The sequence below is a fragment of the Stenotrophomonas sp. PvP093 genome, assembly GCF_017876915.1.
In the GTDB taxonomy this organism is placed as follows: domain Bacteria; phylum Pseudomonadota; class Gammaproteobacteria; order Xanthomonadales; family Xanthomonadaceae; genus Stenotrophomonas; species Stenotrophomonas muris.
The window spans coordinates 718398-741057 of sequence record NZ_JAGIOX010000004.1 but is presented as its reverse complement, the minus strand read 5'-3'; the positions used below and the strand labels follow the sequence as shown (position 1 = coordinate 741057).

At 67.9% G+C, this 22660-nt stretch carries 25 protein-coding genes; 13 read left to right on the top strand and 12 right to left on the bottom strand.

Annotation, left to right across the window (positions count from 1 at the left end; genetic code table 11):
• Positions 1 to 25 precede the first annotated feature (25 nt).
• From J3A72_RS06120 to J3A72_RS06095, 6 genes are all read right to left on the bottom strand, one after another.
• Positions 26 to 1471, bottom strand: a complete 1446-nt coding sequence (locus J3A72_RS06120; RefSeq protein ID WP_049408786.1) for a GGDEF domain-containing protein — start codon at positions 1469 to 1471, stop codon at positions 26 to 28.
• A gap of 159 nt (positions 1472 to 1630) precedes the next feature.
• Positions 1631 to 2461, bottom strand: a complete 831-nt coding sequence (gene fghA / locus J3A72_RS06115; RefSeq protein WP_053496248.1) for an S-formylglutathione hydrolase — start codon at positions 2459 to 2461, stop codon at positions 1631 to 1633.
• A 63-nt stretch (positions 2462 to 2524) separates the two neighbouring features.
• Positions 2525 to 2881 (bottom strand): YqcC family protein, encoded by a 357-nt coding sequence (locus J3A72_RS06110; protein ID WP_049440658.1) that lies wholly within the window; start codon positions 2879 to 2881, stop codon positions 2525 to 2527.
• An 8-nt stretch (positions 2882 to 2889) separates the two neighbouring features.
• Entirely contained in the window at positions 2890 to 3999 is a 1110-nt protein-coding gene (locus J3A72_RS06105; RefSeq protein WP_049440659.1) for an S-(hydroxymethyl)glutathione dehydrogenase/class III alcohol dehydrogenase, read from the bottom strand.
• A 58-nt stretch (positions 4000 to 4057) separates the two neighbouring features.
• Entirely contained in the window at positions 4058 to 4333 is a 276-nt protein-coding gene (gene frmR, locus J3A72_RS06100) for a formaldehyde-responsive transcriptional repressor FrmR (protein WP_005411009.1), read from the bottom strand.
• Positions 4334 to 4403: 70 nt separating this feature from the next.
• Complete coding sequence (locus tag J3A72_RS06095) at positions 4404 to 5309, bottom strand: LysR family transcriptional regulator (protein ID WP_046432481.1); 906 nt, start codon at positions 5307 to 5309, stop codon at positions 4404 to 4406.
• Positions 5310 to 5438: 129 nt separating this feature from the next.
• Between J3A72_RS06095 and J3A72_RS06090 the strand changes: the two genes are divergently transcribed.
• On the top strand, positions 5439 to 6542 hold the full coding sequence (locus J3A72_RS06090) for an alkene reductase (protein ID WP_075076358.1): 1104 nt from the start codon (positions 5439 to 5441) through the stop codon (positions 6540 to 6542).
• A gap of 112 nt (positions 6543 to 6654) precedes the next feature.
• Here the strand turns inward: J3A72_RS06090 and J3A72_RS06085 are convergent, their stop codons facing one another.
• Positions 6655 to 7332, bottom strand: a complete 678-nt coding sequence (locus J3A72_RS06085; RefSeq protein WP_075076355.1) for an SMI1/KNR4 family protein — start codon at positions 7330 to 7332, stop codon at positions 6655 to 6657.
• 114 nt (positions 7333 to 7446) lie between these two features.
• Between J3A72_RS06085 and J3A72_RS06080 the strand changes: the two genes are divergently transcribed.
• Positions 7447 to 7863, top strand: a complete 417-nt coding sequence (locus J3A72_RS06080; protein WP_014648391.1) for a VOC family protein — start codon at positions 7447 to 7449, stop codon at positions 7861 to 7863.
• A gap of 12 nt (positions 7864 to 7875) precedes the next feature.
• Here the strand turns inward: J3A72_RS06080 and J3A72_RS06075 are convergent, their stop codons facing one another.
• Positions 7876 to 8571, bottom strand: a complete 696-nt coding sequence (locus J3A72_RS06075; RefSeq protein ID WP_049440661.1) for a hypothetical protein — start codon at positions 8569 to 8571, stop codon at positions 7876 to 7878.
• A gap of 75 nt (positions 8572 to 8646) precedes the next feature.
• Here J3A72_RS06075 and J3A72_RS06070 point away from each other — a divergent pair, with 75 nt between their 5' ends.
• Entirely contained in the window at positions 8647 to 9309 is a 663-nt protein-coding gene (locus J3A72_RS06070) for a TetR/AcrR family transcriptional regulator (RefSeq protein ID WP_049440662.1), read from the top strand.
• Between the two features lie 115 nt (positions 9310 to 9424).
• Here J3A72_RS06070 and J3A72_RS06065 read toward each other — a convergent pair whose 3' ends face one another.
• On the bottom strand, positions 9425 to 10309 hold the full coding sequence (locus tag J3A72_RS06065; RefSeq protein ID WP_032960689.1) for a LysR family transcriptional regulator: 885 nt from the start codon (positions 10307 to 10309) through the stop codon (positions 9425 to 9427).
• A 104-nt stretch (positions 10310 to 10413) separates the two neighbouring features.
• Here J3A72_RS06065 and J3A72_RS06060 point away from each other — a divergent pair, with 104 nt between their 5' ends.
• Positions 10414 to 11472 (top strand): NAD(P)-dependent alcohol dehydrogenase, encoded by a 1059-nt coding sequence (locus J3A72_RS06060; protein ID WP_014648395.1) that lies wholly within the window; start codon positions 10414 to 10416, stop codon positions 11470 to 11472.
• A 122-nt stretch (positions 11473 to 11594) separates the two neighbouring features.
• Here the strand turns inward: J3A72_RS06060 and J3A72_RS06055 are convergent, their stop codons facing one another.
• Complete coding sequence (locus tag J3A72_RS06055) at positions 11595 to 12959, bottom strand: glutamate--cysteine ligase (RefSeq protein ID WP_014648396.1); 1365 nt, start codon at positions 12957 to 12959, stop codon at positions 11595 to 11597.
• A 152-nt stretch (positions 12960 to 13111) separates the two neighbouring features.
• Here J3A72_RS06055 and J3A72_RS06050 point away from each other — a divergent pair, with 152 nt between their 5' ends.
• The 3 genes from J3A72_RS06050 to J3A72_RS06040 all read left to right on the top strand — a co-directional run bounded on the left by J3A72_RS06050 (position 13112) and on the right by J3A72_RS06040 (position 16237).
• On the top strand, positions 13112 to 13816 hold the full coding sequence (locus tag J3A72_RS06050; protein ID WP_014648397.1) for a VIT family protein: 705 nt from the start codon (positions 13112 to 13114) through the stop codon (positions 13814 to 13816).
• Entirely contained in the window at positions 13813 to 14637 is an 825-nt protein-coding gene (locus J3A72_RS06045) for an AraC family transcriptional regulator (protein WP_075076356.1), read from the top strand. Before J3A72_RS06050 ends, J3A72_RS06045 begins: the two co-directional genes overlap by 4 nt.
• Before the next feature lie 628 nt (positions 14638 to 15265).
• Positions 15266 to 16237: an MBL fold metallo-hydrolase gene (locus J3A72_RS06040; protein ID WP_075076104.1), complete on the top strand. Its 972-nt coding sequence runs from the start codon at positions 15266 to 15268 to the stop codon at positions 16235 to 16237.
• Between the two features lie 91 nt (positions 16238 to 16328).
• Here the strand turns inward: J3A72_RS06040 and yihA are convergent, their stop codons facing one another.
• On the bottom strand, positions 16329 to 16931 hold the full coding sequence (gene yihA, locus J3A72_RS06035) for a ribosome biogenesis GTP-binding protein YihA/YsxC (RefSeq protein ID WP_005411022.1): 603 nt from the start codon (positions 16929 to 16931) through the stop codon (positions 16329 to 16331).
• A 156-nt stretch (positions 16932 to 17087) separates the two neighbouring features.
• Here yihA and J3A72_RS06030 point away from each other — a divergent pair, with 156 nt between their 5' ends.
• The 4 genes from J3A72_RS06030 to J3A72_RS06015 all read left to right on the top strand — a co-directional run bounded on the left by J3A72_RS06030 (position 17088) and on the right by J3A72_RS06015 (position 20377).
• Positions 17088 to 17888, top strand: a complete 801-nt coding sequence (locus J3A72_RS06030; protein ID WP_014648400.1) for a c-type cytochrome — start codon at positions 17088 to 17090, stop codon at positions 17886 to 17888.
• A gap of 106 nt (positions 17889 to 17994) precedes the next feature.
• Entirely contained in the window at positions 17995 to 18645 is a 651-nt protein-coding gene (locus J3A72_RS06025) for a thiol:disulfide interchange protein DsbA/DsbL (protein ID WP_032960695.1), read from the top strand.
• A gap of 107 nt (positions 18646 to 18752) precedes the next feature.
• Complete coding sequence (locus J3A72_RS06020; RefSeq protein WP_014648402.1) at positions 18753 to 19586, top strand: thiol:disulfide interchange protein DsbA/DsbL; 834 nt, start codon at positions 18753 to 18755, stop codon at positions 19584 to 19586.
• 53 nt (positions 19587 to 19639) lie between these two features.
• Positions 19640 to 20377, top strand: a complete 738-nt coding sequence (locus tag J3A72_RS06015) for an endonuclease/exonuclease/phosphatase family protein (protein WP_021202520.1) — start codon at positions 19640 to 19642, stop codon at positions 20375 to 20377.
• Between the two features lie 111 nt (positions 20378 to 20488).
• Here the strand turns inward: J3A72_RS06015 and J3A72_RS06010 are convergent, their stop codons facing one another.
• Complete coding sequence (locus J3A72_RS06010; RefSeq protein WP_075076103.1) at positions 20489 to 21358, bottom strand: EamA family transporter; 870 nt, start codon at positions 21356 to 21358, stop codon at positions 20489 to 20491.
• Positions 21359 to 21430: 72 nt separating this feature from the next.
• Between J3A72_RS06010 and J3A72_RS06005 the strand changes: the two genes are divergently transcribed.
• A complete protein-coding gene (locus tag J3A72_RS06005; protein WP_075076102.1) occupies positions 21431 to 21913 on the top strand; it encodes an Lrp/AsnC family transcriptional regulator in 483 nt (160 codons plus the stop codon).
• Positions 21914 to 21990: 77 nt separating this feature from the next.
• A complete protein-coding gene (locus tag J3A72_RS06000; protein WP_046432517.1) occupies positions 21991 to 22542 on the top strand; it encodes a M23 family metallopeptidase in 552 nt (183 codons plus the stop codon).
• Positions 22543 to 22660: the final 118 nt, after the last annotated feature.

Below are 22660 nucleotides of genomic sequence, written 5' to 3'. Positions count from 1 at the left end.
CGTGTGATCGCATGCAGAGAGCTGCTCAGCAGTCCATCGTTCCGTGCGTGCTGCCCTCGTCATCCAGCACGTGCGCATGCAGGATCACCTGGTTGCGGCCAGCCCGCTTGGCGGCATACAGGCCGGCATCGGCGTCTGCCAGCAACTGATCGGCACTGGCCAGAGCCGGCGGATGCAGGTAACCCACGCCGATGCTGATACTGACCGATCCTTCCGGCAACGGCAGCGCTTCCACCGCCTGGCGCAGGCGCTCGGCCAGCGCCAGAACGCCCGACAGCGCGCTTCCGGGCACGATCACCGCAAATTCCTCGCCGCCATAACGTGCGACGCTGTCACCGGCGCGACCGGCGCTCGCCTTCAGTACCGCTGCCACGGCCTGCAGGCAGCGGTCGCCGGCGGGATGGCCGTGGCGGTCGTTGAAGGCCTTGAAATGATCGATATCCAACAGCAGCAGGCCCAGCTCGGTGCCACTGCGCCGTGCGCGATTCCACTCGGCCAGCAGCAGCGCGTCGAACTCGCGCCGGTTGGCCACGCCTGTCAGGCCATCCTGGCGCGCCAGCTGGTCCAGCGAGGCCTGCCGTTCCATCAGGTCCACCTGCAGCAGGATGCTGCGCAGGCCGAACCCCAGCGTCGCCACCACGAAACCGCTCACGGCCAGGGGCCGGGCATGGTCGACCACCAGGGTGCCCACCACCAGCAGCAGCAGCGGCAGGATCATCGGGCCCGCCGCCTGCACCGTGCGCGCCATCCGCGGATGCGGCGTCAGGACCCGCGCCGGTGCCTGGCTGAGTGCGAGCAGCGCCAGCAGCAGGAACGGCAGATCGATCAGCAGATCCGCATAGGCACCGAACGCATCACCGGAGGTGTAGTGGTTGATGTAATACGCCACCAACAGGTAGGTCGCCGCATACATCGCCAGCGCGCGGAAAAAGGTACGCCGCTCGGGAACGTCGCCGGCCAGCCAGCGCACCACCGCGAACACGGCGATGCACAGGTTCTGGATATCGAACATGCGTTGCATGTTGGACAACGCGTGGTCGTCGATGTCAACGCGGGCGGCGAACGACTGCGCGTGCACGAAGAACAGCACGCCCAGCAGCGCCGCCATGGCCGCATCGATCAGGCTGATGCTGACCCGTTCCCGGCGCGCCCTGGCCAGGATGAACACCAGGGGCACACCGTAGAGCACGTAAAGGAACAGGCTTGCGCGCGGGGTGAAATCGGCACGCCCGGCGCCCAGGGCGTCGATCATGTTGAACGCCATGCCGCCGGCCCACAGCAGCAGCGCCAATGCCGTGGCGCGCCACCCCAGTGCCGCGCGGTCGCGGCGGGCCCGCCACAGGCAGGCGGCCGCCGCCAGCAACGGGGCACCGGTCAGGAAAACGAAGGAGCCTACCCCGGCCGGACCAGGCCACAAGGCCAGCACCAGGCCATGGCACAGCACATACAGCAGCGCCAGCACTACCGGCATGCATCCCCCGATCCGCAAGGCCGTCTACGCGCACGATAGCGCGGGGCGACGCCACGAGGGTGTGATCCATCGCTGAAAAAGGGGACGGAGGGGATTAAGTCGTTTGCGGCACAGCGGCAAATGCGACTTAATCCCCTCCGTCCCCTTTTTCCCGGGGGCTCAGCCGTGCAGGGCGCGGGCGTGGTGGGCGATGTGCTCGCCGATGAAGCTGCCAATGAAGTAGTAGCTGTGGTCGTAGCCGGGCTGCAGGCGCAGGGTCAGCGGATGGCCGGCAGCGGCGCAGGCCTCCTGCAGGCGCTGCGGCTGCAGCTGGGTCTGCAGGAACTCGTCCGCCTCGCCCTGGTCGACCAGCAACGGCAGGCGCTCGCTGGCCGCGGCAATCAATGCGCAGGCGTCCCATTGCGCCCAGTCGGCCGGGTTGTCGCCAAGGTAGGCGTGGAAGGCCTTCTGCCCCCACGGAACATGGCTGGGCGCGACGATCGGCGAGAACGCCGACACGCTGCGGTAGCGCCCCGGATTGCGCAGCGCGATCACCAGCGCACCGTGGCCGCCCATCGAGTGCCCGCTGATGGCGCGTGCGCCGGTCGCCGGGAACTCCGCTTCGATCAGCGCCGGCAACTCGTGCACTACATAGTCATGCATGCGGAAGTGCTTCGCCCAGGGCGCACGGGTGGCGTTGAGGTAGAACCCTGCGCCCTTGCCCAGGTCGTAGCCTTCGGCATCGGCCACGTCATCACCGCGCGGGCTGGTATCAGGCGCGACAATGATCACGCCGTGTTCGGCCGCATAGCGCTGCGCGCCCGCCTTGGTGATGAAGTTCTGCTCGGTGCAGGTCAGCCCGCTCAGCCAGTACAGCACCGGCAGCGTCTGCGTTTCCGCCTGCGGCGGCAGGTACACGGCGAACTGCATGTCGCAGCCCAGCGTGGTCGAATGATGGCGGTAGACATCCTGCCAACCGCCGAAACAGGCGCGGTGTTCAATGCGTTCCATGGTGCTCTCCTGCGCGGCGCGTCAGCGCACGCGTGCTTCTGGTAGATGCCGACCTTGGTCGGCTTATCCACGCCCGGCGTGGACGCCTTGGTTGATCAGTTCATCCAGCTGTGCCAGCAGGCGCAGCAACGATTCGACGCCAGGCTGGCCGTCCAGGTTGCGGTACGCCGCCACCGCCACGTCGCTGCGCGGTGGCCACTGGCCGTCGGCGCGGGCTTCGTGCAGGCGCGGCAGGAATACCTGTGCCAGCCAGTGCTCGAACGGCATTTCATCAATGCCGAAGGGCGAGTCCACCACGCGCGGTGGACCCACGCCGCCCTCGACCCACCCCAGCGCGCGCAGCGCCTGCTCGATCGGGTCGACCAGGGCCGCGCGCGGATCCTCCGCACGCGGCCTGCGCAGGGCGTCGAACCAGCCCACGCCGCGGCTCAGTAGTGGACCACCGAACGGATCGACTTGCCTTCATGCATCAGGTCGAAGGCGTCGTTGATCTTGTCCAGTTCCATGGTGTGGGTGACGAACGGGGCCAGTTCGATATCGCCCTTCATCGCATCCTCGACCATGCCCGGCAGTTGGCTGCGGCCCTTCACGCCACCGAAGGCGGTGCCCATCCACTTGCGGCCGGTCACCAGCTGGAACGGACGGGTGGAGATCTCCTGGCCCGAACCGGCCACGCCGATCACCACGCTCTGGCCCCAGCCACGGTGCGCGCATTCCAGCGCCGCGCGCATCACGTTGACGTTGCCGATGCACTCGAAGCTGTGGTCCACGCCCCAGGTGGTCATTTCAACGATGACCTGCTGGATCGGCTTATCGAAGTCCTTCGGGTTGATGCAGTCGGTGGCGCCGAATTCGCGCGCCAGTTCGAACTTGGACGGATTGGTGTCCACCGCGATGATGCGGCCAGCCTTGGCCTGGCGCGCCCCCTGGATCACCGCCAGGCCGATGCCGCCGAGGCCGAACACCGCCACGCTGTCGCCTTCCTGCACCTTGGCGGTGTTGTGCACCGCGCCGATGCCGGTGGTGACGCCGCAGCCGAGCAGGCAGACGTGTTCCGGGTTTGCTTCCGGATTGATCTTCGCCAGCGACACTTCGGCCACCACGGTGTACTCGCTGAAGGTCGAGCAACCCATGTAGTGGTACAGCGGCTCACCGTTGTAGCTGAAGCGGCTGGTGCCATCGGGCATCACGCCCTTGCCCTGGGTCGCGCGCACGGCCACGCACAGGTTGGTCTTGCCGCTCTTGCAGAACAGGCACTCGCCGCACTCGGCGGTGTACAGCGGAATCACGTGGTCGCCCGGCTTGACGCTGGTCACGCCCTCGCCCACTTCAACCACGATGCCGGCGCCTTCATGGCCCAGCACCACCGGGAACAGGCCTTCCGGATCATCGCCGGACAGCGTGAACGCATCGGTGTGGCAGACACCGGTGTGGGTGATCTTCACCAGCACTTCGCCCTTCTTCGGCGGGGCGACGTCGATCTCGACGATCTGCAGCGGCTGGCCGGGACCAAAGGCGACGGCGGCACGGGACTTCATGATGGACTCTCCAGAGACAGGCAATGACAGGATGGGCGGCGCCATGTTGCGCCGTCGTTTATTTCAGGTATGAACGGATCAACGCGCTCATGTCGCGCACGCGTTCGGCGCGTTGTTCGTCGGAGGCGGCGGGTTGCCCGAACTCCTCGCGCAGATGGGCCTCCATCACCTCGGACATCAGGCCGTTGACCGCGCCACGGATGGCGGCGATCTGCTGCAGCACCGGCCCGCAGTCGGCGCCAGCTTCCAGCGCGCGGTCCAGCGCATCGCACTGGCCACGGATGCGGCGCACGCGGGCCAGGACCTTCTTCTTCTCTTCGGGGGAGTGCGGCATGATCAGGCCACCTCGAAACTATACTGGGGGATAGTATACACGGGCAACCATCCCGCTCAATCGTGCCGGTTCAATCGAACAAGCCCTCACCCGCCAGCCGCGCCAGTTCATCCACCACATAGCGCACCTTCGGCCGCAGGTGCCGGGTCGGTGGCCACAGCGCATGGATGTCGATATGCCGTTGCATGTGCGCATCCAGCACCGAGTGCAGCGCGCCGGATTCCAGATGTCGGCGTACCAGTGAAATGGGCATCTGGCAGATGCCCAGTCCTGCGATGGCCGCATCGATCACCGCGTCACCATCGTTGAGCTGGTAGGCCGCGTTCGGGATGAATGTTCCCTCGGCATCATCACTGCCAATCCGCCACGCCACCGGTTGCCCATGACGGAAGCCAACGATGCTGCGATGCTGCGCCAGTTCCTCCACGGTCGCAGGCACGCCATGCGCCTGCAGGTACTCCGGCGATGCGCAGGTGACCAGGCGCTGGCGACCCAGCCGGCGCGCGACCAGGTGCTCGGCCTGGTGCAACCCGCCGAAGCGGATCAGCAGGTCGATGCCCTCTTCGACCGGATCAACGAAGTGATCGGTGAAGGTCATCGTCAGTTGCAGGTCCGGGTACTGCCGGCACAGGCGCAGCAGCACGGGCAGCACCACCAGCCGCCCGAACGAGGACGGCATGTCGATGCGCAGCCGTCCGCTGGGCAGGCCGGCCGACCCCAGGCAGGCCTCGGCGGCGGAGATTTCTTCCAGCGCCGCCGCACACGATGCGTAGTACGCCTCGCCATCGGTGGTCAGCGCGATGCGCCGCGTGGTGCGGTGGAACAGGCGCACGCCCAGCCGCGCTTCCAGCCGGGCGATGGCCTTGCCCACTGCCGAGCGCGAGATGCCCAGCGCGTCGGCAGCCTCGGTGAAGCTGCCTGAGCGGGCCGTGGTAACGAAGGTCACCAGGCCATTCAACGATTCCAGCGGCAGCATCTATCACGCTCCATTGGGGACAAATAGTCCCGCGCCCAGGGAGATCGAAGCGCTTTATGCGTCCGCATGTCAACTCCATCCTGTGTGCATCGCGCCGCTGGCGCCTTCCCCCACACCGAGATGACCGACATGATCGCCGCCCTGTTCCGCCCCTTCGATCTGGCAGGCACCGCCCTGCGCAACCGCATCGCGATGGCCCCGATGACCCGCGCCCGCAACCCCGGTGCGGTCGCCAACGAACTCACCGCGCAGTACTACCGGCAGCGCGCCAGCGCCGGCCTGATCATCAGTGAAGGCACCCCGGTCTCGCCGCAGGGCCAGGGCTACATCGACGTCCCGGGTATCTGGTCGGCCGAGCAGGTGGCCGGGTGGAAGCTCGTCACCGAGGCGGTGCATGCCGCACAGGGCACGATCTTCGCCCAGCTCTGGCACGTCGGCCGCATGTCGCATTCCTCGCTGCAGCCCGACGGTGGGCAACCGGTCAGCGCCGGTACCCGCCCGGTGGCCAGCGCACCGAAGAACACCTCGTTCGTGTACCTGGACGATGGCAGCCGCGGCCACGCCGATCCCACCCCGGCACGTGCACTGGAGACCGCAGAGATCCCCGGCATCGTCGACGACTTCGTGCGCGGCGCAGAGAACGCCATCGCCGCCGGATTCGACGGCATCGAACTGCATGCCGCCAACGGCTACCTGTTCGAACAGTTCCTCAACCCGGTCATCAACCAGCGCGAAGATCACTACGGCGGCTCGCTGCCCAACCGCGCGCGCTTGATCCTGGACACCGTCGATGCGATGGCCCAGCGCATCGGTGCGCAGCGCATCGGCGTGCGCCTGGCACCGAACAATCTCACCTTCGACATGCCGTTCTACCCCGACAACGAGGCCACCTATCTGTACCTGGCCGAGGAACTGGGCAAGCGCGGCCTGGCCTATGTGCATCTCAACGGCAACCAGCAGGCGGGCCAGTCGGTGCTGGGCGAGGCCTTCCTGCAGCAGTTCAAGCAGGCCTACGGTGGCACCGTGATCCTGGCCGGCGGCATGACCCGCGAACGCGCCCTGCAGCTGGTCGAGGCCGGCACCATCGACCTTGCCGCGTTCGGCCAGCCGTTCATCGCCAACCCGGATCTGGTCGAACGCCTGCAGCGCAACATCGCGTTGGCCACGCCCGACCGCAGCACCTATTACGGGGGCGGCGAGGCGGGCTATCTCGATTACCCGGCCGCAGGCTGATCCCGCACGGGGCCCGCACGGGGTCGGATCCCTTTCCAACGGAAAGGGCTCTGACCCCTGTTCGGCGAACAAGGAGTCAGAGCCACGCTGCGCCCGGATCCGACCCCAGCCCTCAGGCGTCCTCGCGCACGTAGGCGAACGACTCGTCCAACCGCTCGAAGCCGATCACTTCAGCGACGATGGCCTGTGCCTCGTCTTCGCTGAAGTTCCCTTCTTCAATATCGTCAACGCGGGCGAACAGCCGCTGCAATGCCGCGTACTGGTCGCCGCGCAGGAAGGAATGGTGAGTCTGCAGCCAGCGCTGCAGATTCCCGGCCAGCTCGCCGTGCGACAGCAGTGTGTACGGCCGCTGGTAGTCGGCAACCGCTTCGACCATCTTGCGGAACACGAAATCCTGGTAGCTGGCGGCCAGCACGTCGGCACGGTCGTCGTCATGCCACACCATCACCACCGGCGGTTCGCTGAAACCGGGCGCGTTGCTCCAGAAACAGTAACTGTCACCCGCGCCGGTCCGCGCAAAGGGCAGCAACTGCAGGTCAGTGCGCAGGGGATTGTAATGATCCTCCGCGGTCAGCTCCTGCCACGCCTCGAGCAGTTCATCGTGTTCCAACGGCTCATAGTCCTGGGCGTACAGCAGCACCGGCGGTTCTGCCTGCAGCGCCGGGAATACCACCTCGGACCATTCCGGATGGGGAGCACCCCAGCTCAACCGACCCGCTGCATGCAACTGCTTGAACAGGGGCGGGAAGGTCTGGCCGGTGGCCTGTTCGATGCCGGATAGCGCGCTCATGGATGTCCTTGTCGATCGAGACCGCCCAGCTTGCCCGAATCCGCGCAGGAGATGAACCGGCGGCACCACGCGGCAGGACTAAACTGCGACCACCGGATGCCGCCCATCGCTGCCATGAACGCCACTGCCCACAGCTTCATCGTCAACATGGACGTGCCCGACCTGGCCGCCGCCGAAGACTTCTACATCCGGGCCTTCGGCCTGCGCATCGGCCGCCGTCTCGGCCCGGGCGCCGTGGAGCTGCTCGGTGGGCCAACGCCGCTCTACCTGCTGCACAACGACGCCGGCAGCGCCGCCACGGAAGACGGCGACGTGCGCGACTACGAGCGTCATTGGACGCCGCTGCACCTGGACTGGGTGGTGGATGACATTGAAGCCGCGCTGGCACGTGCAGTTGCGGCCGGGGCGACACTCGAGCAGTCCGTGCGCGAGCGTCGCTGGGGACGCATCGCCGTACTGGCCGATCCGTTCGGGCATGGCTTCTGCCTGATCCAGTTCAGTGGCGAAGGCTACGATGCGCTGGTTGAATGACCGGCGCGCCGTTCACCACGGCAACGGCACTGCTTCGCCGTTGGCGCGCTCGCCGTAGTACAGCGACGGCAGCAGCCGCGACAGGAAACTGAACTCCGTATAGCAGTGCCTGAGCAGGCCCAGGCCGACCGCGTCGCCGGCATCGCGACGCGGATCGGCGCTGTCCAGGCCGAGCACGAAGCGGCTGCGCAGCACGCAGCCAAACGGCGTATCGCGCGCCACATGCAGCATCTGCCCATCGCAGGGATCGCCCTGTACATCCAGACGCACGTGATCACCGAAGCCGATGCGCGCGGCGATCACCGCCGATACATGGCCTGCATCCTGTGCCGCCTGCAGGCGTTCGGGCACCAGCAAGGTGCGCGGGTCATGGAACTTCAGGCGCGCCGCCACCGGCGGAATGTCAGCGAGCGATTCCACCGCATGGATGCTGGCGCCGTGGTAGCTGCGCCCGCGCTGCCAGGCCGCGTCCCAGCCGCGATGCTCGACATGATCGACCGGATGCCACCAGCGGATGTGCTGGGTGGTCTCGAAGAAGGTGAACCACCAGTCCAGCATGCGGCCCTTGCAGCCGTGCAGATCGGTGCGCACCGCCACCAGCAGCGTGCCGTCTTCGCGGCGCTGGATGCCGGTTTCCAGATGCATCGGCGCCGGGTCCAGCAGATCGTGGTGGTCCAGCCAGGGGCGAGCGTTCACAGCGGTATCCATGGGGGTCTCCTACGGGTTGGGAGACCCGAAAATACGGAAACGATTTCCGTTTCGCAATTAACCGGATGCGGTAAGATGGGCGCAATGAACAGCACCACCCTGCCCGCGCCCACATCACCGACCCGCCGCCGTGGCCGCCCTGCGCGACCGGAAGCCGAAGTCCGCCACGCGGTGCTGCAGGCCACGCTGGAGCTGCTGCTGGCACAGGGTTACGAGGCCACCACCATTGAAGCGGTGGCGGCGCACGCCGGGGTGGCGAAGAAGACCGTGTACCGCCATGCCAGCAACCGCGAGGAGCTGGTCGGGTTGGCGGTGCGTGAGTGGACCGACGGCTTCGCGCCACAGCTGCAGCGTGATGCGCGCAATGCCCAAGAGGTCGTGCCGTTGCTGCAGGACATCCTGCACGCGGTGTGCACGCAGGCGCTATCGGCGCAGGCGGTGCAGGTGTTCCGCCTGCTGGCCACCGATTTCCCCGGCAAGGACGCGCTGCTGCAGGCCTACCTCGACAACGGCATCGAACGCGGCCGTGCGCTGCTGGCCGACTGGCTGGCACGTCAGCAGCAGCGTGGACTGCTGCGCGAGGGAGATTCCGCATGCATGGCGCGGCTGATCCTGGCGATGGCCGTGGCCGAGCCGCTGCGCGAACGCGTGATCGGCGTGGTGGCCGAGGATGCGCCGGTGGAGATGCATCTGCGTGAGTGCGTGGCGTTGTTGGCGCCGGTGTTGCAAGGGCCATAGCGTGGTGCCATCCACGCATGGCGTGGATCTACCGGCCGATGTCGATTCGTTGATCGGCAACGCCCTGCCCCGGTGGGTGCCGACCGTTGGTCGGCACCACGTCATCCATCGCAACTCACTCGCGCAACATATCCACGAACGCACGCAACGCGCCCGGCATCTGCCGCTGCTTCGGGTAGTACAGCGCGAAGCCGGCAAACGGCTCGCTCCAGTCTTCCAGCACCGCCACCATCTGCCCCGATTCGATGTACGGCCTTGCCGTGTCTTCCAGCACGTACGCCAGGCCGATGCCATCCAGAACGGCGCGCACGATCGTGCCCTGCTCGCACAGGGTCAACCGCCCGGGCACGTCGATCTCCAGCGCCTGCCCATCGCGCTCGAACTGCCACTTGTACAGGTGCCCACTGGCGAAGCGGAAGCGGATGCATTCGTGCGCGGCCAGGTCGCGCGGATGCTGCGGTGCCGGCCGACGCCGCAGGTAGTCCGGCGAGCCGACGATCAGCCCGCGCAGTGGCGGCCCCATCGGCACCGCCACCATGTCCTCCGGCACGAACTCATGCAGGCGCACGCCGGCGTCGTAGCCCTCGGCGACGATGTCGACCAGGCCGTCATTTTCGGTCAGCTCCACCCGCACGTCGGGATGGGCGTGCAGGAAGCGCGCCAGCCTCGGCCCCAACTGGGTCGGTACCGCCGCGCGGGTGGCGTTGATGCGCAGCAGGCCGGCCGGGGCTGCGCGGAAGTGGTTCATTTCTTCCAGTGCGTCGTGCACCTGCCCCAACGCCGGCTGCAGGCGCTCCAGCAGGCGCTGCCCGGCCTCGGTCAGGGCCACGCTGCGGGTGGTGCGATGGAACAGGCCCACGCCCAGCCGTTCTTCCAGCGCGCGGATCGCATAGCTCACCGCCGAGGTCGACAATGCCAGTTCGGCACCGGCGCGGCGGAAGCTGCGGTGGCGGGCGACTGCGGCAAACGCGGCCAGATGGGTCAGGTTGTCAGTGGCCATTGTGCAGTTTCACTTGATGAATCATGCCGATATCCGCGCTTCTTGCTGCTGGTTGCGGGGCGTATTGTAAAACGCCTTTCGATAAACCCTGCCAAGGATTCCCCATGTCCCTCGCCCGTGGTTACGCCGCCCATTCCCATACCGACCCGCTGGTCCCGTACGAGTTCGAACGCCGCGCGGTCGGCCCGGACGACGTGCGCATCGAGATCCTCTACAGCGGCATCTGCCATTCCGACCTGCACCAGGCCCGCGATGACTGGGGTGGCTCGATCTACCCGATGGTGCCGGGCCACGAGATCATCGGCCGGGTGACCGAAGTCGGCAGCAACGTCACCCGCTTCAAGGTCGGCGACCACGCCGGCGTCGGCTGCATGGTCGACTCGTGCCGCCACTGCGACGCCTGTGAGCACGATCTGGAGCAATATTGCGCCGAAGGCGCGACCTGGACCTACAACGGCCGTGAACGCGAAACCGGCGCGCCGACCTACGGCGGCTATTCCGACCACGTGGTGGTCGAGCAGCGCTTCGTGGTGAAGGTGTCCGACACCCTCGACCTGAAGGCGGCCGCCCCGCTGTTGTGCGCCGGCATCACCACCTGGTCGCCGCTGCGCCACTGGAAGGTCGGCCCGGGGCAGAAGGTGGGCGTGATCGGTCTCGGTGGCCTCGGCCACATGGGCGTGAAGTTCGCCAAGGCACTGGGCGCGCACGTCGTGATGATCACCACCACGCCGGAAAAGGGTGCCGATGCCAAGCGCCTGGGCGCCGATGAGGTACTGGTCTCGCGCGATGCCGCGCAGATGAAGGCGCACGCCGGCAGCTTCGACTTCCTGCTCAACACCATCCCGGTCGGCCATGACACCAACCCGTACATGGGCCTGCTCAAGCGCGAGGCCACCATGTGCCTGGTCGGCGTGCTGACCGAACTGGACCCGCCGCTGACCGGCGGCAGCGTGATCTTCGGCCGCAAGCACCTGACCGGCTCGGCAATCGGCGGCATGGCCGAAACCCAGGAAATGATGGACTTCTGTGCCGAGCACGGCATCGTCAGCGACGTCGAGATCATCGACATCAAGAACGTCAACGAAGCCTGGGAACGCATGGCGAAGAACGATGTGCGCTACCGCTTCGTGATCGACATGGCGACGATGCAGAACGCCGCCTGATCCAGGGCAGATGCGAAAAAGAAAAACCCCGGCAATGCCGGGGTTTTTCTTCTGGTAGTGCCGGCCGCTGGCCGGCAACCCCATACATCTGCCGGCCAGCGGCCGACACTACCGCAATCCACTCAGTACGCGAACTCGCGGAACACCGGATCGACGTCGCCGTGCCAGCGGCCATGGAACAGCGCCAGCTTGCGCTCGGCCGGGGTCAGGCCGGATTCGACGATCTCCTGCAGCACGTCCAGGAACTTGCTCTCGTCCTGGCCGTCGGCATTGCGCGCCGCACGGCGCCTGAGGCCTTCGACGGAAATCTTCACCGCTTCGCGGGCCAGGTCGCGCACCGTACCATTGCGGAACGGCAGGTTCATCGCATGCTTCGGCACGCCGTCGCGAAGTGCATGGCGCTCGGCCAAGGTGAAATCGCGTACCAGGTCCCAGGCGGCATCCAGTGCGGTGTCGTCATACAACAGGCCCACCCAGAATGCCGGCAGCGCACACAGGCGGCTCCACGGGCCACCATCGGCACCGCGCATTTCCAGGTACTTCTTCAGGCGCACTTCCGGGAACGCGGTGGTCATGTGGTCCGACCAGTCGCGCAGCGTCGGCAGCGCACCCGGCAGCACCGGCAGCCTGGCCTGCATGAAATCGCGGAAGCTCTGCCCGCTGGCGTCGTGGTAGATGCCATCGCGGTAGGAGAAATACATCGGCACGTCGAGCAGGTAGTCGACATAGCGCTCGTAACCAAAACCATCCTCGAACACGAAGTCGAGCATGCCGGTGCGGTCGGCGTCGGTGTCGGTCCAGATATGCGAGCGGTAGCTCAGGTAGCCGTTCGGCTTGCCTTCGGTGAACGGCGAATCGGCGAACAGCGCGGTGGCGATCGGCTGCAGCGCCAGCGACACGCGGAACTTCTTCACCATGTCCGCTTCGGTGGCGTAGTCCAGGTTCACCTGCACCGTGCAGGTGCGGGTCATCATGTCCAAGCCCAGCGAACCGACCTTGGGCATGTACGAGCGCATGATCTTGTAGCGCCCCTTCGGCATCCAGGGCATTTCATCGCGCTTCCACTTCGGCTGGAAGCCCATGCCGAGGAAACCCAGCTGCAGTTCGCCGGCCACCTGTGCCACTTCGTTGAGGTGGGTACCGGTCTCCACGCAGGTCTGGTGGATGGTCTCCAGCGCCGCGCCGGACAGCTCCAGCTGACCGGCCGGTTCCAGCGTCACCGAGGCACCGTCGCGCAGCAGCGCGATCGTGTTGCCGTTTTCCTGCACCGGCTCCCAGCCGAAGCGGACCAGGCCGTTGAGCAACGCTTCGATGCCGCGCTCGCCCTCGAAGGTCGGCGGGCGCAGGTCATCCAGGCGGAACCCGAACTTCTCGTGCTCGGTGCCGATGCGCCACTGCGCGCGGGGCTTCTCGCCGGAGGCGATCACCTCCACCAGCTGCGAGCGGTCGGTAATGGGGGTATCGGCGACGTGGCTGGGGCTCGACAAGGGGAAGGCTCGCTGGACGGTGGCGGGGGATGTGGGGCTCGCGGCCTTCCATCGCAAGGGCGCACTATAGCGTGGCACCCCGTTGCGTCATGCGACGGTGACGGGTTTCAGCATCCTACCGACGCCCTCTTGACCCTCGTACACTCGGCGTCATGAACCGTCATTCGCGACACCCCGAACTGCACCGCTCCGAGCGCGTCGGCTGGTTGCGTGCCGCCGTGCTGGGGGCCAACGATGGCATCGTCTCGGTGGCCGGCTTGGTGGTCGGCGTGGCGGCCAGCGGCGCCTCCGCCACCACTATCCTTGCCACCGGCGTGGCCGGCACCGTGGCCGGCGCGATGTCGATGGCCGCCGGCGAGTATGTGTCGGTGCAGACCCAGGCCGACACCGAAGCGGCCGACCTGGCAATGGAAAAGCGCGAGCTGCGCGAAGACCCGCACAGCGAACTGGAGGAGCTGGCCGCGATCTACCGCCACCGCGGCCTGGAGCCTGCATTGGCCCGGCAGGTGGCCGAACAGCTTACCGCCCACGATGCACTGGGTGCCCACGCCCGCGATGAGCTGGGCATCACTGACACCCTGCGCGCGCGCCCGCTGCAGGCGGCGCTGGCCTCGGCCGGTGCGTTCACCTGCGGTGCGGCGCTGCCGGTGCTGACCGCCCTGCTCGCGCCGACCGACAAGGTTGCGTTGATGACCACGGCCAGCACCCTGCTCGGCCTGTGCCTGACCGGCGCGGTGGCGGCCCAGGCCGGGGGCGCACCGCCTGTACGCGGCGCGGTCCGGGTGATGTTCTGGGGCGCGCTGGCGATGGCTGCGGCGGCCGGCGTCGGTCGCCTGTTCGGTGCCCAGGTGTCATGACCGGCATGCTGCCAGCGGCCACTGCGTTGCTGGCCGAGATGGCCAGCCTGGCCGGCTGCAGGCGCGCCGAGGGCTATGCCTGCATCACCGCACGCCGCGAGCATGGCGCCAGCTCGGTGGAGGTTCCGCAACCGCAGTTCGCGATCCTGCTGGAAGGCCGCAAGCAGGTACGTACCGCACACCAGTCGCTGACGTTCGTTCCCGGCGACATCCTGCTGCTGACCCAGCGGTGCCGCATCGACGTGGTCAACACCCCCGATCCCTGCAGCGGCCGCTACCTCAGTGCCATCGTGCCGCTCTGCACCGAAGTGCTGGCGGCGGCGCGTACGCTCTGGAATGAAGAGCTTCCCGCCCCCGGCCAGGCGATGGCGCGACTGCCGTTGATCGACCATGGCGCGGTGCTGCGCCAGTGGCGGCAATCGCTGCAGGACGGCCGTTACAGCGACGCGCGGCTGGCCCTGGCCTCGCTGGTGCTGACCCTGTGCCGACAGGGCCACGGCAACCTGCTGCTGCCGCAGGCGCCGAGCCTGGGCGAACAGATCCGCGACCGCATCGCCGCCGAACCAGCACGCGACTGGCAATCACGCGATGTGGAAGAACAGTTCGCGCTGAGCGGCGCGACCCTGCGCCGTCGCCTGGCGGCCGAGGACACCAGCCTGCGCCAGCTGCTCACCGAGGCCCGGCTGGCGCATGGCATGCAGCTGCTCTACACCACCGACCTGCCGTTGAAGACCGTGGCCGCACGCGCGGGCTACCGGTCTGCGGCCAGTTTCAGCAAGCGCTTCGCCGAGCAGTACGGGCTGGCTCCCACAGATATTTGAGGGGGTTCGGCAGGGCTGCGCCCTGCACCCGCTACGAGCCAGGGCAACGGCCGAAGCGACAGCAAGAGCAACAGCGGCTATCCGTGGGAGGGCGGGGCGATGTGGGTGGGCAGGACACGCCGTAAACCCATCCATGGGGGCTCGATGGCGCCATCCATGGCGCCAACGGTCCTGCCCACCCACACCGCCCCACCTCTGACAGATCTTCGCGGCTGTTGGTAGGTGTCGACCTTGGTCGACACATCTGTCAGATATCGAATGAAACTCTGGGGTCAGATCCGTTTTCCTGCGGAAAACGGATCTGACCCCGCGAGCTGACAGATCGCGGAAAACTGTCGAAGGCGGGGTGGGTCCGGTTGCGGGAGACGCCGTAAACCCTTCCATGGGGGCTTGGCCGCGGCATCCATGCCGCGGACACTCCCGCAACCGGACCCACCCCGCCATCCCAGATAGCCCGCTGTCGCTGTTGCTGTTGCTTCGGCCGTTGCCGTTGCCTCTGCGGGTGCAGGGCGCAGCCCTGCAGCCCCCCCTTCCCTGAGCATTCCGCGCAGTGGTTTGAGCGCCGTGCACACGCCGGCCACGGCACGCTGGGCACAACGGAACCGCCCGTCATCCACCGAGAACCGCCATGATCCTGCGTCCCCTGCCGCTGCGCGGCGCCCTGCTGCTGGCCCTGTCGTCCCTGCCGCTGGCTGCACTGGCCGAAGCCACCTCGCCCGCTCCCACCCAGCAGGTGCCCGGCGTCTACCACCAGCGCGTTGGTGCGCTGCAGGTCACCGCCCTGTTCGACGGCGTGGTCGCGCTGGGCCGGCAGGAAGTGGTCGACGTGCCGCCGACACTGGTCAGCCGCCTGTTGGAAGGCCGCTACGTACCGGAAGACAAGAAGGGCCTGCAGACCGCGATCAACGCCTTCCTGGTGCGCCAGGGCAACCACCTGACCCTGGTCGATACCGGCACCGCGCAGTGCTTCGGCCCCGGCCTGGGCCAGGTGCTGGGCAACCTGCGCGCCTCCGGCGTGGACCCGGCCGAGGTGGACGAGGTGCTGCTGACCCACGCCCACCCGGACCATCTGTGCGGCGTGCTCGACGCGCAGGGCAAGCCGGCCTACCCGAATGCCACGGTGTGGCTGTCCAAGGCCGATGCCGATTACTGGCTCAGCCCGGCCAGCGAGGCCACGGCGCCGAAGGGCGTGCGCTTCGCCTTCCCGCTGGCACGCAACGCGGTCGCGCCCTACCAGGCCAGCGGCCACCTGCGCACGTTCAGCCCCGGCGATGCCCTGCCCGGTGGCGCGGTGGCGATGGACACCCACGGCCATACCCCCGGCCATGTCTCCTACCGGTTCGACAGCCAGGGCCAGTCACTGCTGGTGTGGGGTGATGTGCTGCACTTCCATGCGGTGCAGTTCGCGCACCCGGAAGCGGCATTCGAGGCCGATTCGGACCGCAAGGCGGCCATCGCCAGCCGTCGCGGGCTGCTGCAGCAGGCCACCGTCAACGGTTGGTGGGTGGCCGGTGCGCACCTGCCGTTCCCGGGCCTGGGCCATGTGCGCAGCGAGGGCCAGGCCTATGCGTGGGTGCCGGCGGAGTATTCGCCGTTGTGAGGGTGTGCCGACCAAGGTCGGCACCCACCCGATCGGGTAGCGGCCGGCTGCCCGGTAGCGCCCGGCTGCCAGCCAGGCGACCGTAAATGCCTTATTCCAGCCCCAGCCAGCCGCCGATCACGCCGCGGGCTTCGTCCACGCCGGTGCGGTCTTCGCCGGAGAACACCTGCACGCTGACGCTGTCACCGTAAGCCGACTGCAGCTCCTTGCGCACCTTCTGCAGGGACTGCATCTGCTGGCTGCGGCTGAGCTTGTCGGCCTTGGTCAGCAACGCGTGCGCCGGCAGGCCACGCTGCACGGCATAGGACAGCATCTGCCGGTCGTAGTCCTTCAGGGGGTGGCGGATATCCATCACCACCACCAGGCCCTTCAGCGCCTCGCGGGTGCGGAAGTACTTGTCAATGAAGGCCTGCCAGTGCGCCTGCAGGTCCAGCGGCACCTTGGCGTAGCCGTAACCGGGCAGGTCGACCAGATGCGCTTCTGGGGTGACCTGGAAGAACACCAGCTGCTGGGTGCGGCCGGGGGTCTTGGAGACACGGGCCAGGGCGTTCTGGCGGGTCAGCGCGTTGAGCGCACTGGACTTGCCGGCGTTGGAGCGGCCGGCGAAGGCCACTTCAGCCCCTTCGTCGGGCGGCAGCTGCCGCACGTTGTGGGCCGAAAGGTGGTAACGGGCGCGTTCGATGAGCAATGACATGTGCCTAGGATCGCATGTTGCGGCGCCGCGCGCCCGTGCCGGCGGCCGCTGCGGCCATTTTGCTGCACTGCTGCGTTGACCGTGCGCGGAAACGGCGTTGATAATCCGGGCGATGCCGGCGGCCACCGTCCGGCCCGGTCCATACGGAGCTTCAGCATGCGCCACGCTCGCGTTCTTGCCGTATCCGCCCTTGCCACTGCTGTAGTCGTTGCCGCTGCTGCGTTCGCGCAGACCACGTTGACCCCGCTGCCCGACAACGGGCCGATCAATACCGCCTCGCTGGAGGTGGACTTCAGCAAGACCCACTGGGGCGATGCCAAGGCCGGCCAGACCAAGGCGACGGCCTGCGCGGCCTGCCATGGTGCCGACGGCAACTCCACGGTGGAGATGTACCCGTCCATTGCCGGCCAGAGCGAGCGCTACGTGGCCCAGCAGATGGCCCTGATCGCCAACGGCCAGCGCAGTTCCGGCGCGGCGGTGGCGATGGTGCCGTTCGTGCAGAACCTCACCCCGCAGGACATGCGCGATATCGGCGCCTACTTCGCCACGCAGAAGGCCAACGCCGGCATCGCCGATGACACGGCAGTGACCGATGGCCCCTACAAGGGCATGAAGTTCTACGAGATCGGCCAGCAGCTGTACCGCGGCGGCGATGCCAAGCGCGGCCTGCCGGCCTGCATGGCCTGCCACGGCCCCAGCGGTGCGGGCAATCCCGGCCCGGCCTATCCGCACCTCGGTGGGCAGCACGCCAGCTATGTCGCGCGCCGCCTGCAGGAGTACCAGGCCGGCCAGACCAACGAGACCGACAAGGCGCACTTCCAGATCATGGCCACGGTCGCGCAGAAGCTCAGCGAGCAGGAGGTGCAGGCGCTGTCGAGCTACCTGCAGGGCCTGCACAACAAGGCCGACGATGTAGCCGCTGCGGCCACGCCGACGCAACCGGCTGCCGCCCCCTGACCACCACTGGTCGGCCCGGGCCGCGACGTCGGCCCACGGCTGCGGTATGTTTCCTTCACGCCGGCGGCTGCGCCGGCGTTGCTTTTTTCAACGGAGATGCGTGTCGATGAGGTTGATTTCCCGCCTGCTGTTGTCCGTGCTGGTGCTGCTGCCGCTGGCAGCCTGCGCCGCCACCCCCGCCAATGCCCCGCTGGTCGAGGGCAAAGACTACGAGCGCATCGCCCAGCCGGGCCCGTTCCAGCCGCTGGCCGGCAAGATCGAAGTGGTCGAGGTCTTCGGCTATACCTGCCCGCACTGCGCCCATTTCGAACCGCAGCTGGAAGCCTGGGCGGCCAAGCTGCCGGCCGACGTGCGTTTCACCCCGGTGCCGGCGGCCTTCGGTGGCGCCTGGGATGCCTGGGCACTGGCCTACTACGCCGCCGACGAAGTCGGCGTGGCCAAGCGCAGCCACGCTGCCGTGTTCAAGGCCCTGCACGAGCAGGGATCGCTGCCGATGCAGAACGTCTCGGCCGATGAGCTCGCCACGTTCTACAAGGCCTACGGCGTGACCCCGGACCGCTACCTCCAGGCCCTGCGCGGCGATGCCGTGCAGAAGAAGGTCGAGGCCGCGCGCGCGTTCGCCCAGCGCACCAAGATCCCGGGCACCCCGGCCATCATCATCAACGGCCAGTACCTGGTGCGGGGCAACAGCTTCGACGACCAGCTGCGCATCGCCTCGGCGCTGATCGCGCAGGCCCGCGCCGCCCGCGGCCGCTGAACCAACGCCCACCCTCGACACGGCGCTGTCGCCGCCGCATGTCATCATTTCCCCCTGGCTGGCACCTGGCGCCGGCCCCCACCTTTCCAGATGCTGGAGACGTTTCCATGAAGATCCGTTACGCCCTCGCCCTCGCAGCGCTGCTGCCGATCCTGGCTGCCTGCAAGGCTGATGACGGCAGCACCAACACCACCGCGGCCCCGGCCGCACCGGCAGCCGCCCCGGCCACCGCCGAACCGGCCGCTGCGCCGGCCACGGGCAGCGAAGGCACCGCTCCGGCTGCCGCCGAAGGCGAAAAGGCCCCGGCCGAAGCCGCCCCCGCCGCGGCGCCGGCCCCGACCACCGCCGCGCTGACCGGCCCGGCCCCGGTGGAAGGCGCCGATTACCAGGTGATCCCGAACGGCCAGCCGTTCCAGCCGGCTGCCGGCAAGATCGAAGTGACCGAGATCTTCGGCTACGTCTGCCCGGCCTGCGCCGCGTTCCAGCCGCTGGTCGGCCCGTGGAAGGCCGGCCTGCCGAGCGACGTGAACTTCGTCTACGTGCCGGCCATGTTCGGCGGCACCTGGGATGACTACGCCCGTGCCTTCTACGCCGCGCAGACCCTGGGCGTGCAGGAGAAGACCCACGAAGCGCTGTACGCCGCCATCCACTCGCAGAAGACCCTGAAGGGCGAGCGCGGCCGTGACTCGGTGGAAGACATCGCCAAGTTCTACGCCGCCTATGGCGTGGATCCGAAGCAGTTCGCCGCCACCATGGGCAGCTTCGCGGTGAACGCCAAGACCAACTCGGCCAAGCAGTTCGCCCAGCGCAGCCAGATCAGCGGCACCCCGTCGATCATCGTCAACGGCAAGTACCTGGTGAAGGGCAAGAGCTTCCCGGACATGCTGCGCATCGCCGACCACCTGATCGCCCGCGAACGCGGTGCGGCCCAGGCTCACTGATCCAAGAGAAGCATTTCCCGGCCGTGAATTCCCCCCGTACACGGACCCTGCGCTTGCTGACGGCCAACATCCAGGCCGGCTCAAGTACCCGCCGCTACAGCGACTATGTGACCCGCAGCTGGTCACATGCGCTGCCGGCGGGGCGCAAGCGCAGCAGCCTGGACGCGATCGCCACCCTGGCGCGCGACCATGACATCGTCGGCCTGCAGGAGGCCGACCCGGGCAGCCTGCGCTCGGGCTTCACCAACCAGACCCACTACCTGGCCCAGCGCGCCGGCTTCAACTACTGGAGCCACCAGCCGAACCGGCGCATGGGCGGCGTGGCGTCCAGTGCCAATGGCCTGCTGAGCAAGCTGGAACCGGTGGAAGTGCAGGACCATGCCCTGCCCGGCCGCATCGGCGGGCGCGGCGTGCTGCTGGCCAAGTTCGGCGACGGTACCGATGGCCTGGCGGTGGCGGTGGCGCATCTGTCATTGGGCGCGGGCTCGCGGATGTCGCAGCTGGGCTTCATCGCCGAGCTGCTGTCCGACCACCCCAACGCGGTGCTGATGGGCGACTTCAACTGCCTGGCCGAACGCCCGGAAATGCAGGTGCTGTACCAGAAGACCCGGCTGCAGCCCCCGGGCTGCATCGTGCCGACCTTCCCCAGCTGGCGCCCCGACCGCGCCATCGACCACATCCTGGTCAGCAGTGGCCTGCAGACTCGTACCGTGGAAGCCGTACCAGCCGCGTTCTCCGATCACCTCGCCCTGGCGATGCAGATCGACGTCCCGGCCGACGCCCTGCGCTGACTCGCCGTTACGGTAGGTGCGGACCGTTGGTCCGCACGCTCTGCGCCCGGCGCCGCCCGGCGCCCCCCTAAATCGGGGCATAAACGACTTAATCCCCTCCGTCCCCTTTTTTCAGGCGGTGACGGGTGCCTTCAGGCGCCGCGCGGTCGTCGTGCTGCCCACCGAGGCCAGCACCGTGCAGCCGATCGCCAGCCACTGCAGCCCATGCAGGTGCTCGTGCAGCAGAAGCATGGCCCACAGCGCGGCCACCGCCGGTTCCATGCTGATCAGGATGCCGAAGGTCTCCTTCGGCAGGCGCTTGAGCGCCATCATCTCCAGTGACATCGGGATCGCGCTGGACACCAGCGCCACCAGCAGCCCGGCGGCCAGGATCTTCGGGTCGAGCAGCGCGGCACCGGCATGCACCACGCCCACCGGCACCACCACCAGGGATGCCGCCAGCAGCCCCAGCGACACCGAATGCCCGGCGTGCAGGTGGCCGGCACGCTTGCCGAACACGATGTACAGGCCCCAGCACGCCGCAGCACCCATCGCATACAGCACGCCGGCCGGATCCAGCGCCGGGCCGCCGCCGATCGGCAGCAGCAACAGCAGCCCCACCGCCGCACAGCCCACCCAGAGGAAATCGATCGGCCGTCGCGACGACAGCATGGCCACCGTCAGCGGCCCGGTGAATTCGATGGCCACCGCGATGCCGAAGGGAATGGTGCGCAGGGCCATGTAGAACAGCAGGTTCATCAGGCCCAGGGTGAGCCCGTAGCGCAGGATGGTGATGGCATCCGCGCGGCTGGTCTTCCAGCGCCACGGCCGCCAGAACAGCAGCAACAACAGCGCCGAGAAGCCCACGCGCAGCGCGCTGGTGCCCTGCGCGCCGATCAGCGGGAACAGGTGTTTTGCGTAGGAGGTGCCGATGGCCAGCGAGGTGACCGAGCCGAGCACCGCCAGCGCCGGCAACATCGGCGCGAGTCGTGGGGTCTGCATGGGCAAAGTCTATTGCGCCAGCGCCGAGCACTTGGCTCAATTGACGGCCCGTTCGTGCAACTTCTGCTCGCCATGGCCACCGCCCCCGTGCTCGACAGCTTCGACCGCGCCATCCTCGACCTGCTGCAGCGGGACAACACCCTGCCGCAGCGCGAAATCGCCGAGGCCGTGCACCTGTCCACGCCGGCCGTGCAGCGCCGCATCAAGCGCCTGCAGGACAGCGGCGTGATCGCGGCCAATGTGGCGGTGATCGCCGCCGCCCAGGTCGGGCGGCCACTGACCATCATCGTCGAAGTGCGCGTGGTCAGCGAGCAGCGCGACCGCGTGGCACCGTTCAAGCGCCGCGTGCAGGACGACCCGGCGGTGCAGCAGTGCTACTCGATCACCGGCGATGGCGATTTCCTGCTGCTGGTCTCGGCCGCGTCAATGGAAGAGTACGAGGCAATCACCGAGCGGCTGTTCGGCGCAGATGACAACATCGAGCGCTTCCGCACATCGGTGGCGCTGGGCACGTTGAAGCGCAGTTTCGAGGTGCCGTTGGCCCCGGTTCTGTAGCGCTGAGCCATGCTCGACTGCGCTTTGACCGCACAGCAACAGCCGCCGAGGATGGCTCGGCGCTACAGTCGGAGACCATGAACACATCGCCCTCCCCCGCCCGTCGCCTGCGCCGCTGGTTGCTGCGCGGCCTGTGGCTGGCCATCGCCCTCATTGCCGCGATGGCGCTGTGGAACAGCCCATGGGCCGCTGCGCCGAAGCTGCTGTGGACACTCTCTCGTATGCCGCCGGCCACGCAACTGGCGGTGCCGGTGGACGGCGTGCGGCCACGCCAGATCGCCGACACCTTCGGCGCACCACGTGGCCGTGACCGCTCCCACGCCGGCATCGACATCTTCGCCAAGCGCGGCACCGCGGTGCGCAGCGTCACTGCCGGCGTCATCGCGGACGTCAGCGAGCGCGGCCTCGGTGGCCGCCAGGTCTGGGTGATCGGGCCCGGGCGCGAACGTTACTACTACGCCCATCTGGACGACTGGGCCGAGGGCCTGGCGCGCGGCCAGGTGGTCCAGGCCGGCGACCTGCTCGGGCATGTAGGCGACAGCGGCAATGCCAAAGGCACGCCGCCCCACCTGCACTGGGGCATCTACGGCGCCGATGGCGCGCGCGATCCGCTGCCGCTGCTGCGCTGAACACCATGCGCTGCGTCGCGGCCCGCGTGAGCGCCTACCTCGTTCATGATTTGTAAATAGGAATAGTTCGTATTACCATTTCTTTCGTTTCCGGTGGTGCCAGGACGGCCTGCCCGCC